The 12,832-nt window shown below is 68.9% G+C and carries 8 protein-coding genes; 6 read left to right on the plus strand and 2 right to left on the minus strand.

Annotated elements, in window-relative coordinates; translation table 11 throughout:
• Positions 1–29 precede the first annotated feature (29 nt).
• Positions 30–1,334: a cytochrome P450 gene (locus FB561_RS11090; RefSeq protein ID WP_145805730.1), complete on the minus strand. Its 1,305-nt coding sequence runs from the start codon at positions 1,332–1,334 to the stop codon at positions 30–32.
• Between the two features lie 348 nt (positions 1,335–1,682).
• The gene (locus FB561_RS11095) at positions 1,683–5,456 is read right to left on the minus strand and encodes an NPCBM/NEW2 domain-containing protein (RefSeq protein ID WP_145805732.1); all 3,774 of its coding nucleotides are present in this window, start codon (positions 5,454–5,456) and stop codon (positions 1,683–1,685) included.
• Between the two features lie 139 nt (positions 5,457–5,595).
• On the opposite strand from FB561_RS11095, the gene FB561_RS11100 reads away from it, so the two are divergent.
• The 6 genes from FB561_RS11100 to FB561_RS11125 all read left to right on the plus strand — a co-directional run bounded on the left by FB561_RS11100 (position 5,596) and on the right by FB561_RS11125 (position 12,763).
• Positions 5,596–6,873, plus strand: a complete 1,278-nt coding sequence (locus FB561_RS11100; protein WP_170284630.1) for an alpha/beta hydrolase family protein — start codon at positions 5,596–5,598, stop codon at positions 6,871–6,873.
• Between the two features lie 108 nt (positions 6,874–6,981).
• Complete coding sequence (locus FB561_RS11105; RefSeq protein WP_145805736.1) at positions 6,982–7,977, plus strand: alpha/beta hydrolase; 996 nt, start codon at positions 6,982–6,984, stop codon at positions 7,975–7,977.
• A 269-nt stretch (positions 7,978–8,246) separates the two neighbouring features.
• Entirely contained in the window at positions 8,247–10,988 is a 2,742-nt protein-coding gene (topA, locus tag FB561_RS11110) for a type I DNA topoisomerase (RefSeq protein ID WP_145805738.1), read from the plus strand.
• Between the two features lie 18 nt (positions 10,989–11,006).
• The gene (locus FB561_RS11115) at positions 11,007–11,450 is read left to right on the plus strand and encodes a Fur family transcriptional regulator (protein WP_145805740.1); all 444 of its coding nucleotides are present in this window, start codon (positions 11,007–11,009) and stop codon (positions 11,448–11,450) included.
• An 83-nt stretch (positions 11,451–11,533) separates the two neighbouring features.
• Positions 11,534–12,175 carry a helix-turn-helix domain-containing protein gene (locus FB561_RS11120; RefSeq protein WP_238334765.1) on the plus strand — a complete coding sequence of 214 codons (642 nt, stop codon included), beginning with the start codon at positions 11,534–11,536 and terminating at the stop codon, positions 12,173–12,175.
• A 12-nt stretch (positions 12,176–12,187) separates the two neighbouring features.
• Positions 12,188–12,763 (plus strand): PIN domain-containing protein, encoded by a 576-nt coding sequence (locus FB561_RS11125; protein ID WP_145805742.1) that lies wholly within the window; start codon positions 12,188–12,190, stop codon positions 12,761–12,763.
• Positions 12,764–12,832 lie beyond the last annotated feature (69 nt).

Here is a 12,832-nt window from a genome sequence, read left to right on the forward strand (position 1 = left end):
GGGTGTCGGGCCCGGCCGGGACCGGTGGGTCAGCCGGCCGCTTGGATGGTCTGGGCGGGGGCGTTGAGCTGGACCGGGAGGGACTCGACGCCGTAGACGATGGAGAAGTCGCGGAAGCGGAGCTGCTCCTCGGCGACGGCGAGGGAGAGATCCGGGAAGCGGTGGGCGAGGGCCGTGAACGCCGCACGGAGCTCCATCCGGGCGAGTTCGGCGCCGACGCAGCGGTGCATGCCGTGACCGAAGGCGAGGTGCGCGGCCGGGGCACGGCGGGGCCAGAAGTCCTCGGCGTCGAGACCGAAGACCGACTTGTCGCGGTCGGCGCCGGACAGGGACACAGCGACCAGGTCGCCCTTCTTGACCTGCTGGCCGAACAGCTCCTGGTCGTGCCGGGCGAACCGCGGGAACGCGACCTGGACGACGGTCAGGTACCGCAGCAGCTCCTCCACGATCGCGTCGACCGCGCCGGGCTCGGTGCGGATCCGGGCGAAGTTCTCCGGGTCGCGGAGCAGCACCAGCGTGCCGAGCGCGAGCATGCTGGCCGAGGTCTCGTAGCCGCCGAGGAAGACGCCGTCGGCCAGGCCGCCGAGCTCGATGTCGTCGATGGTGTCGCCGTGTTCGCGGATGATCGAGCCGATCAGGCCGTCACCCGGCTCCTTGCGCTGCTTGCCGACGATCTCGAACAGGAAGTCGCGGGACTCGCTGGCCGAGCCGAACACCCCGATCCCCCCGCCGGACAGGTCGAACCGGGCCGGGCCGAGGGCGCGAAAGCGGTCCCGGTCGGACTCCTCGACGCCGAGCAGATCGGCGATCAGCAGGAACGGCACGTTGAACGCGAAGTCGGCGACGATGTCGACGACCGGACCCTTGGCCTCCATCAGGTCCAGCTGGTCGTTGACGATCTTCTCGATCGCCGGTTCCAGCCGGGCCAGCCGGCGCTTGGTGAACTCCGGAGTGAGCAGCTTGCGCAACCGGGTGTGGTCCGGCGGGTCGGTGAAACCGAGGCCGCCGATGCCCTCGGACGGCTTGTTCGGGTCCGAGCCGACCAGCGGCCGGATGTCGTTGCTGAAGTTCGTGGTGTCGGCGAGGACCGCCTTGGCCTCGGCGTGGCCGCTGACCACCCAGACGTTGAGCCCGAACAAGTGGGCCAGTTTGTGCACCGGCTCGGTCTCACGAACCTGTCCGAGCTCCGGCACCGGATCCAGGCCGGTGCGCCGCAACGGCATCGAAACCTGACGCGGAAACATCCGCATCTTCGACAGATCCAGACCACCTTTACGGGTGGTCCTGTTCAGTAACCGGCTGCCGACCCATTTCTTCAGGTATGTCGCAACCATGATCCCCTCGCGCCCTCTCTGACCCAGATGCCCCCGACGGCTTTCGTCTGATTCGAAACTAGCCCGATCGGAGACCAGAACTGATGGTGTTGGCACCACGTCGATGGTGGCGTTGGCACCACCATGGGAGGGGGCCACGGCCGTACCGAGTCAGAGAGTGTCACGGCAGAGGGGCGCGATGCCACCGGAACTCACCTGTTCACGTCCCTGGGTCGGGACTGGGTGATCTCGGGGGCGCGGTCAGGGAAAGTCCAGCCGAAAGTCGGATGCGCTCGGTGCCGCGAGAGGTGCGATCCGTTGCTTCAAACGGGTGCTCGGGCCCACCCTCGCGGGCCCGAGCACCAGACCTCATGCGTCCTTGCAGGTCAGGCGCGCGTCCGCCCAGTCCGCGTGGTCGCTGGTGACGCCGTCGCCGGCGTCGGTCACCTGCAGCGTCAGGGTTTGGCCGCCGGTCACGTCGACCGCGACCGGCACGGTGGGCGAGGTTCCGGTGAGCAGATCGGATGTGTACTTCACCACACCGTCGACCGCCACCTTGAAGCTGACCTTGCCTCGGTCATCGACTTCGTCGTCGACCCCGACCTCGGCGGTGAAGGCCGAGCAGTTGCCGCCCAGCCGCACACTCACCGAGGACGCCGCGTGTGTCCCGAGGCCCTTCGCGTACTGGGTGCCGTCGAGCGTGATCGGTGCTCCGTCGGCCGCCCCGTCCTCGCCGTTGCTGCGGTCCCGTTCGACCGGGCCCCAGCCGTTGCTCGCGTCGATCCACTCCAGGTCACTCACCCACGGCTGCCCGGTCGGTGCCGGAGGCAAGGGCTTGTCCGCGAGCGTCGCCGCGAAGAAGCCGAGTCCGCCGCCGGGCAGCTTGATCGCCTTCACCGTCTTGCCCGGATCCAGTTGTACAGCGGTGTAGAAGACCCGGTAGTCCGTCGTGGTGTTCGCCAGTCCTGCCGCGGTGTAGCGGCCCTTCACGGACACCGCTGTCTTGGCTCCGCCGGTGGCCGGGTCCTGGCAGCACCAGTTCGGCAACTGGAACGGAGCCTGCGACTCGGACCCGTCGGTGTAGATGATCGTGACCGAGCCCTTCGCATTCAGGCCGGCCCCCGCACCGAGCAGGGCCAGATGCGAACCGGTGCCGGAGACCAGGATCGGGGCCGACTGGTTCTTCACCAGGTTCGGGGTGCCAGGAGCTCCCGTCGGCCAGGTGAACTCGGCACCCTGCACGGTCACCTCGGCGCCCGGGGTGTACCCGGCCGCGGCCAGCGCCTCGCCGTTGAAGCTGTTGCCCGACCCGTCGAAGTTGCCTTGGGCATAGGTCGCCGCGTCGCTGATCCCGACGACGTTCGCCGCCTGCGACAACGAGGCGTAAGGCAACTGTGCCGTGGCGACCGCGCTGTTCGTGAGGCGACTCGCCCCGACCTGGTACGCCGCGTTCAACGTCAAGGTGAAGCTCGCCGGCTTCACCGAGGCGTCCGGCGTCACCTGCACCTTGGCGCTGACCGACTGGCCCGGCTCGACCTTCGCGAACGTGCTGGTCCCGGTCGCGGTCCACCCGTCGGGCAGGTCGAGCGACAACCGCACGTCGCGCATCGTCGACGTGCCGCCGTTGCGGAAGCCGGCGGTGACCTCGGTGGCCTGGCCGGGTGCGTTCCACAGCGACGGCGTGCCGAGTTCGGGAGTGCCGAACGTGTCGAGCACCGCCTTGCCGCCACCGACGGAGGTGGTGTCCGCCAGCCGGATCACGGCGTCGTGGGACGTAGAGATCGCGGTGGTCCTCACCAGCACCACGCCGTTCTCGTAGTACCAGCCGGACGTGGCCGCGAGGTACGCGTTCAAGCTGGCCAGCTTGGTGAGTTTGCGGCCGTCCTGGGTCACCTCGCGGGGCGTGGTCCCGGTGTGCACGGTCAGCTCGTACGGGCGGGTGGCCGGCTTGCCCGTGTACGAACCACGGCTCGCGCCGACCTTCACGGCGATGTCACCACGACCGGCGATCGGCGCCTCGACCTCGAACTTCTGCGTGGCCGATTTCGCCTGCTTGTAGTCCCGGGTGACCCGGTCGTCCTCGTACAGGCTGAACGACGAGCGGCCCTCGGGGTACACGTCGACGGTGAGCCGGTCACCGAAGCCCTGCTCGGCGGCCGCGTTGATGCCGCTCTTCCACATCGGGACCACCGCGCCCGCCTTGACGAACAAGGGCAGCGTGCCGAGCGGGGCGTGGTACCCGTTGACCGTGGTCGGGCCCTGGTACACCTTGCCGGTCCAGTAGTCGATCCAGCGGCCCTTCGGCAGGTAGATCCCGTTCTTCACCTCGTCGGCGCCCCACATCGGCGCGACCAGGAACTCCTTGCCGGCCAGGAACTCGTACTTGGTGGAGTCGTCCCAGGTCTTCGGGTCGTCCGGGTACTCGAGGACGAGTGACCGGTTCAGCGGCGCCCCGGTGCGATGGGCCTCCGCGGCGTACGAGTAGAAGTACGGGAGCAGCCGTTCGCGCAGCTTGAGGTACTTGCGGTTGATCGCGGTGTACGGCTCGCCGTAGGTCCACGGGTGCTTGTACGCCGGGGTGGCCCAGCCGGACATCGTCATGAACGCGGGGTTGAACACCTTCCACTGCAGGTCCCGCGTGTAGCTCGTCGGGGAGCCGCCGAAGATGCCGTCCACGTCGCCGGCGCTGTACGCGATACCCGAGTTGCCGGAGCCGGTGATTGCGGGGATCTGCCACTTGATCGCGTCCAGCGAGCCGCTGTGGTCACCGGTCCACTGCACCGCACACCGTTGCGCGCCGGCCCAGCCTTCGACCATCCACGCGAACCCGCGGGCGTTGCTGTACTGCTCGATCCCGCTGTGCGCGGTGTCGCAGGCGCTGAGCGCGTACCGGTATCCGGGGCCGACCCACGCGACGTCCAACTTGCGTACGCGCACGCCGGCCTCGCCCACCTCGGCCGGTTGGCGGTCCAGCGAGGACTGGGTCCACAGGCCCATCTCGATGTTGCGCTTGCGAAGCTCGTCACCGGTCTGCTTGAGCGGCGGGATCTCCCGCTTGCCCCACCAGGCACCGTCGACCTGTTCGAACTCGGTGCTGTCGGAGTAGCCGCAGCCGTAGTCGTCGTTGACCAGCATCCAGCCGCCGGGCATGTCCTCGTCCCGAAACTTCTGGGCGACCTTGACCGCGTCCAGCGTGGTCACCTTGTCCGGGTGGACCTTCCAGTCGTTGCTGGTGTCCGGGTCCTTGGCGTAGTGGCCGCGGTTGTAGCAGTCCGAGTCGCCGTACTCGAGCCCGTAGATCGGTGGCATGAACGGCCGGCCGGTCAGCTCGGTGTACCGGTCGAGCGACGTCTTCAGGTCGCCGACGAAGTAGTACGCGTCGAACCGCTTCTCGTCGTGGGTGGCGACGACGGGGTCGGTGAACGAGTAGCTGCCCGGGCTGAACGTGTGGCGCAGGACGCCGTACCCCGCGGTGCTCATGTAGTACGGCGAGGCGTTCGGGTTGCCGCCGTCCTCCCAGTTGAAGTCCCGGGAGACCTTGATCGTCTGATCCCGGTGCGAGAAGCGGCCGTTCTGCATGCCGCCACCGAAGTACTGCTCGGAGGCGCCGCGGCTGAGTGACTGGCTCGCCGACGTGTCGGTCCAGGACAGCGGTGCCGTCTCGGACCAGACCTGCCGGCCGTCCGCCCGGTACAGGGAGAAGCGCAGTGGCGACTTGTTCGCGCGGACCTCGATCTTGCCGGTGCGGAGGGAGTAGTAGCTGCCGCGGTCCCTCCACGAGGTCTTCGGTGTCCCGTAGTCGGTCTTGGTGACGATGTTCGACGCCGGCGCGGATGGGTCGGTCGGCGGCGTGTTCGCGGGATCGGTGAACTGTCCGTCCGGCGCGAGCCAGAGCCGGAACACGTCGTCCTTCAGGAACACCACCCGCACCTTCGCGGCTCCGGCGGTGAGTGTGTACGTCGACGAGTCGGCGGCGAAGTCGGTCACGACGCCCAGCAAGGTTGCGCCGGCCACGGGCTGAGCGACGGCCGCGGGCTGGGCGGCGGCTGGACCGCCGGTGGTGGCGACCAGGGTCCCGCCGACCAGAGCGAGGGCGGTCCCGGTCAGGAGGACTGAACGTTTAAGGCGGGCAAAGATGCTCACTAGTGCCTCACTTCACGCAACTATGAACAAGGTGGGCCATTGATAGCTCACCGGCTCCGGCGTTGTCACTAGCTCGCCGTCATGAAGTTGGTACGCCGTCGCCATCGCACGGTGCGACTGGCCGGTGACGATGAGGCGCATGACGAACCAACGGGTCGGCCGTGTTCTCGTCGCGGCGCTGACAGCAGGTGCTCTTCTGTCGGGTCCGGTGACCGCCTCCGCGGCCGAACCCGGGATCTCCGGGGCGGCGAGGGCGATCGAGCCACTCACGTTCAACCTGCCGGAGCCGACCGGCCGGCGCTCGGTGGGCGTCGTGGATCTGCACCTTGCCGATCCAGCCCGAACTGACTCGACGGCCCCGGGCGGGCAGCGCGAGTTGATGGTCAGCGTCTGGTACCCGGCCCGGGTCGGCGCGGACGGCCCGATCGCGAAGTACCTGCCGCCGCGGACCGCCGAGTTCGTGGACGCGCCGTTGTCGGAGGCGTTCGACCTGCCGGCCGGCACGTTCGACTTCGCCGCGACGATGACGCACTCGCGGATCGGGGCGGCCCCGCAGTACGGGCGGTTCCCGGTGGTGCTGTTCTCGCCGGGGTATCCGTACAGCCGGTTCCAGAACACGGTGCTGGTCGAGGAGCTGGCCAGCCAGGGGTACGCGGTGGTCGCGATGGACCACACCCACGAGAGCCCGGTCGAGTTCCCCGATGGGCGGTTCGTTCCCGGGATCACGCGCGAGCCGGACGCGTCGGCGTACAAGCGGGCGGTGAAGACGAGGGTGGCCGATGCGCGGTTCGTGCTCGATCAGCTCACCAAGTTCGCGGGCGGCGCGAATCCCGATGTCGACGAGCGGCGCCTGCCGGCCGGGCTGGGGGCGGCGCTGGATCTGCGGAAGGTGGGGATGTTCGGCTTCTCGGCGGGTGGGTTCACGACGGCCGAGACGATGCTGGCCGATCGGCGGATCGCGGCCGGCGCCAACCTGGACGGGATGCTGCAGTACAACCTGTCCGAGGGGCCGCTCGGCGAGGTCGCGAAGCGCGGTCTGGACCGGCCGTTCCTGCTGTTCGGTTCGGACACCAATCAGCGGACCGATCCGGACAAGGATTTCTACGACGCGTCGTGGCCGGCGTTCTGGCAGGCGCAGCGCGGCTGGAAGCGGGATCTGTTGCTCCCGGCATCGGAACACCAGGCCTTCTCCGACCACCAGGTGATCTTCCCGCAGGCGATGCGGGCGATCTTCGGCGAGGGCGAGGCGGCGCCGTTGCTCGTCAACCGGATCGTCGGCCGGGTCGATCCGGACCGCAGCGTGCTGGTTCAGCGGACGTACCTGACGGCCTTCTTCGACCAGGCGATCCGGAAGCGGCCCCAGTCGTTGCTGCGGCAGGAATCGACGCGCTTCCCCGAGGTCCGGTTCGCCGGCTGATCAGGGTCGGATCTCGCAGCGGTCAGGGTCGGCCGCCGTCCCCAAACCGTCCACGCTGCCTCTCCCGCCGATGCCGCGACCACCACCGCCTCGGCGTACCGGCTGGAGTTGCCCGCGCCGTCGGGGCCGTACCCGATCGGTACCACCGAGCTGCACCTGGTCGACAAGAACCGGAAGGACCCGTGGGGTTCGGGGTCGGCGCGGGCGGTGATGGCGAGCGTCTGGTACCCGGCGCTGCCGATCGGACCGACGGCCCCGTACGCCCCGGCGAAGGTGGCCGCGCCGTTGGCCGACGAGCTCACCACCTTCCTCGGTCTTCCGGCCGGAGCGGTCGACTACGCCGGTACCGCGACGCACGCGCGATCCGGGGCGCCCGCGCTCGGGCGGCATCCGGTGGAGTTCCCGGGCGGCCGGGTCGCGCCCGTCACGGTGACGCAGGACGCGCTGAAGAAGGCGATGGGCGTTCGGGTCGCGGATACCCGGTTCCTGCTCGACAGCCTCGATCGGCTGGCCGGCGGCCGGAACCCGGACGCGGATCACCGGCCGTTGCCGAAGGGCCTGGACCGCGCGCTCGACCTGCGCCGGACCGGGATGTTCGGGTACAGCGCGGGCGGGTTCGCGGCGGCCGAGACGATGCTGGTCGACCGGCGGATCGACGCGGGCGTCAACTTCGACGGCACGATGCAGTTCGGGTTCCCCGAAGGTGAGCTCAGCGAGTCCGCGAAACGGGGGCTGGACCGGCCGTTCCTGCTCTTCGGGGCGCAGGGTCACTCGCACAAGCCGCAGCCGGGGTCGCCGCTGAACGATCCGTCCTGGACCAGTTTCTGGCAGCACCAGCGCGGCTGGAAGCTAGACCTCGGCATCCCCAACGGGACGCACGGCTCGTTCGCCGACTACCAGTTCTCGGTGCCCGCGATCGCTGAGGAGTTCGGTGTTCCGCCGGAGAAGGTGACCGAACTGCTCGGGACGGTCGACCCGGCCGGCGGCGTCCGGGCCCAGCGGGCGTACCTCGGTGCGTACTTCGGCCAATTCCTCCGGGGGGTGCCGCAGCCGATCCTGCGGCACGGCTCGCCCCGGTACCCGGAGGTCGAGTTCACGCGCTGAACCGCTCGGTCTCGAAATGCGGACGTTGCCTCGCGCCCGGGTGTGTCGCCCGGGCGCGCGGGCGTGGTAAGAGGTTCTTCAGCCCGGTTTTGCGGGTGCTTTCCGTCACCCGATGACGGTTGAACCCGCCGTGACCGGTTACCGTGCGTTGAGAAATGCGTTGCTGTCGGCCGTACTCTGTCCTCGGGCAGGTCGGTGCTGTCGGGGGAACAGCGGTCCGGCCGCAGGCGTTGGTGCGGGTGAAGAGGGCGTAGACAGCAAGGAGCGCAGTGGCAGGGGCAGCAGGGACCAAGACATCGTCCGGGACGTCCACGACGACCGGGCGCCGGCTGGTGATCGTCGAGTCGCCGAAGAAGGCGCGGATGATCGCCGGTTTCCTGGGGTCCGGGTACGTGGTGGAGTCGAGCTTCGGCCACATCCGGGACCTGCCGAAGGGGGCCGACGAGATCCCGGCGAAGTACAAGGGCCTGCCATGGGCACGGCTCGGCGTGAACATCGACGACCACTTCGACCCGCTGTACGTCGTACCGGCGGACAAGAAGCAGCAGATCCGTAAGCTCAAGGACCTGCTGAAGGAAGCCGACGAGCTCTACCTGGCGACAGACGAGGACCGCGAGGGCGAGGCCATCGCGTGGCACCTGCTCGACGAGCTGAAGCCGAAGGTCCCGGTCAAGCGGATGGTCTTCCACGAGATCACCCCGAAGGCGATCCAGGACGCGGTCGGCAGCGCGCGGGACATCAACGACGCGCTCGTCGACGCCCAGGAGGCCCGGCGGATCCTGGACCGGCTGTACGGCTACGAGGTCTCGCCGGTGCTGTGGAAGAAGGTCATGCCGAAGCTGTCGGCGGGCCGGGTGCAGTCGGTCGCGATCCGGATGGTGGTCGACCGTGAGCGCGAGCGGATCGCGTTCCGCAGCGCGTCGTACTGGGACCTGGACGCGACCCTCGACGCGGGTGAGGGCCGGACGCCCCGGCAGTTCCCGTCCCGGCTGGTCTCGGTGGACGGCCGACGGGTGGCGCAGGGCCGCGACTTCGCCGCGACCGGCGAGCTGAAGGGCGCGAACACGGTCCACCTGAACGAGGAGACCGCGACCGCGCTCGCCGCCGCGTTGCGGGACTCGCAGTTCAGCGTCCGGTCGATCGAGTCCAAGCCGTACACGCGCAAGCCGTACGCGCCGTTCCGGACCACGACGCTGCAGCAGGAGGCCGGCCGCAAGCTCGGCATGTCCGCCTCGCAGACGATGCAGATCGCGCAGCGGCTGTACGAGAACGGCAACATCACCTATATGCGGACCGACTCGGTCACGCTGTCCGACACCGCGATCACCGCGGCCCGGGCCCAGGTCCGCGAGTTGTACGGCGCGTCGTACCTGCCGGACAAGCCGCGCGTCTACACCTCGAAGGTGAAGAACGCGCAGGAGGCGCACGAGGCGATCCGGCCGGCCGGTGAGGTGTTCCAGACGCCGGCGCAGACCGGGTTGAGCGGCGCCGAGTTCCGGCTGTACGAGCTGATCTGGATGCGCACGATCGCGTCCCAGATGAAGGACGCCGAAGGGCGCAGCGTGTCGATCCGGATCGACGCCACCGCGTCGACCGGCGAGCAGGTCGAGTTCACCTCGTCCGGCCGGGTGATCACCTTCCACGGCTTCCTGAAGGCGTACGTCGAGGGCGCGGACGACCCGTCCAGCAGCACCGACGACCAGGAGACCCGGCTGCCCGACGTGGCCGAGGGCGACGTGCTCCCCGCGGTCGAGGTGCTCGCCTCCGGGCACGAGACCAAGCCGCCGGCCCGGTACACCGAGGCCACGCTGATCCGCGAGCTGGAAGAGCGCGAGATCGGCCGGCCGTCGACGTACGCGTCGATCATCGGCACGATCCAGGCCCGCGGCTACGTCTACAAGAAGGGCACCGCGCTGGTGCCGGCCTGGCTCGCGTTTGCCGTCGTCCGGCTGCTGGAGGAGCACTTCACCCGGCTGGTCGACTACGCGTTCACCGCGACCATGGAGGACGTGCTCGACGACGTCGCGGCCGGCAACCAGCGACGCGAGGGCGTGCTCGGCCGGTTCTACTTCGGCGACGAGCAGCTCGAGGGTCTGCAGTCGATGGTCAGCGACCTCGGCGACATCGACGCCCGGGAGATGTCCACGTTCCCGGTCGGGCCACCGGACAGCGGCATCGTGGTCCGGGTCGGCCGCTACGGCCCGTACGTCGAGGGTCCGGACGAGACCCGCGCGAACGTGCCCGAGGACCTGCCGCCGGACGAGCTCACCGTCGACAAGGCGCGCGAACTGCTCAGCCAGCCGGCCGGGGTCGAGCACGAGCTCGGGACCACCCCGGACACCGGGCTCAAGGTGGTCGCGAAGGCGGGCCGCTTCGGTCCGTACGTGACCGAGGTGCTGCCGGACGACGCGCCGAAGTCGGCCAAGCCGCGGACCGGCTCGCTGTTCAAGTCGATGGAGCTGGACACGGTCACGCTGGACGACGCGCTCAAGCTGCTGTCGCTGCCGCGGGTCGTCGGCAAGGACCCGGAGTCCGACGAGGAGATCACCGCGCAGAACGGGCGGTACGGGCCGTACCTGAAGAAGGGTTCGGACTCGCGGTCGCTGCAGACCGAGGACCAGATCTTCGACATCACCCTCGACGAGGCGCTGAAGATCTACAGCGAGCCCAAGCAGCGCGGCCGCCGGGCCGCGGCGCCGCCGCTGAAGGAGCTCGGCGAGGACCCGGAGTCGGGCAAGCCGGTCGTGGTGAAGGAGGGCCGCTTCGGTCCGTACGTCACCGACGGGGAGACCAACGCGACCCTGCGCAAGGACGACTCGGTCGAGTCGATCTCGCTGCTGCGTGCCGCGGAACTCCTGGCCGACAAGCGTGCCCGGGGTCCGGTGAAGAAGACCGCCAAGAAGTCGGCGGCCAAGAAGACCGCAGCGAAGAAGACCACCACGAAGAAGACCGCCGCCAAGAAGACGACGGCCAAGAAGTCGACCAAGAAGGCCGCCGCGAAGAAGTCCTGAGGTAGGTCAGACTGAGCTATGGCGACAACGGCGAACGACCCGACCGAGGTCACCGCGAAGCGCCTCCGCGAGCTCGGTGAAAGGGTCACCCCGGCCCGGCTCGCGGTGGTCGAGGTCCTGGCCGGCACCGAGGAACACCTGAGCGCGGAGCAAATCGGCGAACGCGCCGAGGAACTCCGCCCGGGCATCCACCGCGCGACGGTCTATCGGGCGCTCGATGCTCTTGGCGAGTTCGGGCTGGTGACCCACGTGCACCTCGGGCGGGCGGGGACGACGTACCACCTGTCGGGGGATCTGGTGGCTCGGCACCTGCATCTGCGGTGCTCGGAGTGTGGGGTCGTTGTCGACGTGCCGGGGGACATCCTGGATCCGGCGCGGAAGCGGGTGCAGCGGGACCTGGGCTTCCGGTTGGCGCCCGAGCAGGTGGCGCTGGTGGGAGTCTGCAAGGACTGCGCGGGCTGATCTTGCGTGGCGGGGAGGTGCCCCGCCTACGCGGCCTGCAGGGTTCTGTCAGCTGTGCGTCGCAGGCAGACGGCCACTGCCGTGTGAATGCGCTGCCGCTGCGTTCTGACGGCCTTGTTCGGGCTCGCGACCTGTGCGACCATATTCGAACGTTTCGAAGGTCGTTGCGTAACGTTCGTTCACTGGAGGTCGTCATGGCTGCTGAGCTTCTCGAGCCGCAGACCTATCTGCCCGACGAGCAAGAGCAGTTGGCGACGGTCGCCAGCTTCCTCGAGGCCCACGAGGACAAGATGGGCGAGCGCCCGACGCCTCGCTACTTCCTGGTGGGCGCTGATGAGCATGACCAGATCGAGCTCCCCGAGTCGCTGCACCAGGTGCTGGTGCAGGCGGTCGCGGCGCTGAGCGTGGGCAAGGCAGTCACGATCTCGCCGACGATGCCGAAGCTGACGACCCAACAGGCTGCGGATCTGCTCGGTGTCAGCCGGCCCACGGTGGTGCGATTGACCGACTCCGGCGACCTTCCCTACGAGCGGGTGGGGACGCGCCGGAAGATCCTGCTGAAGGATCTGCTGGCCTACCGCGAAGCCCGCCGGCGGCGGCAGTACGATGCGATCGCGGACACTGCGGACGACGAGATCGACGACCAGGATCCAGCGGCCGTGAGCGACCGACTCAAGCGGATCCGCAAGCAGCGCGCTGAGCAACGACGCCGCGACGGTCTCTGAGAGTATCGAGGCGTGTTCGCTGCGCTTCTCGATACCTGCGTCCTCTGGCCCAGCCGCCAACGGGACTTCCTGCTCAGTCTCGCCGTCGAGAATCTCTACCGGCCTCTGTGGAGCAGCGCGATCCTGGACGAGCTCTTCCATCATGAGATCGAGAAGCTCGCGGAAGACCGGGGGTTCGCCCGGGCTGAGGCAGAACGGCGGGCCGCGTACCTCATCGAGCAGATGCGCACGCACTTCGACGATGCCGAGGTACGGAACTGGCAACCCCACGACGGGACCTTCGGACTGCCCGATCCCGATGACGAACACGTGGTCGCGGCAGCCGTCGCGGGGCATGCCGGTGCCATCGTGACGGTCAACCTGAAGGACTTTCCACCGGCCAAGATCCCTTACGGAATTGAGATTCAGCTGCCTGGCGAGTTCGCTGCGAACACCGTGGCCGTGTCGCCACAACGGGCTTTGAAGGCGGTTGTCCGTCTGACCGAGCGCCGTCAGCGTCCTCCGATCACGGTTGACGGCTTCCTCACGACCCTGCGAGACACGTACGGGATGCACGAGGCGGTCGACCTTCTCGACGACGTCCGCTAGCTAGCTCCCCGGCGGCGCGCTCGCCTCAGCCAGGCAGAGGCGAGCAGCACCGGAGTAGCCGCGATCATC

Origin of the sequence: Kribbella amoyensis, assembly GCF_007828865.1 — a bacterium.
GTDB classification, from domain to species: Bacteria; Actinomycetota; Actinomycetes; order Propionibacteriales; family Kribbellaceae; genus Kribbella; species Kribbella amoyensis.

Bases quoted from the DNA above. Each gene is read 5' to 3' on its own strand.
- FB561_RS11090 (WP_145805730.1), bottom strand. From the start codon at position 1,334: ATGGTTGCGACATACCTGAAGAAATGGGTCGGCAGCCGGTTACTGAAC.
- FB561_RS11115 (WP_145805740.1), top strand. From the start codon at position 11,007: ATGGCGACAACGGCGAACGACCCGACCGAGGTCACCGCGAAGCGCCTC.
- FB561_RS11100 (WP_170284630.1), top strand. From the start codon at position 5,596: ATGACGAACCAACGGGTCGGCCGTGTTCTCGTCGCGGCGCTGACAGCA.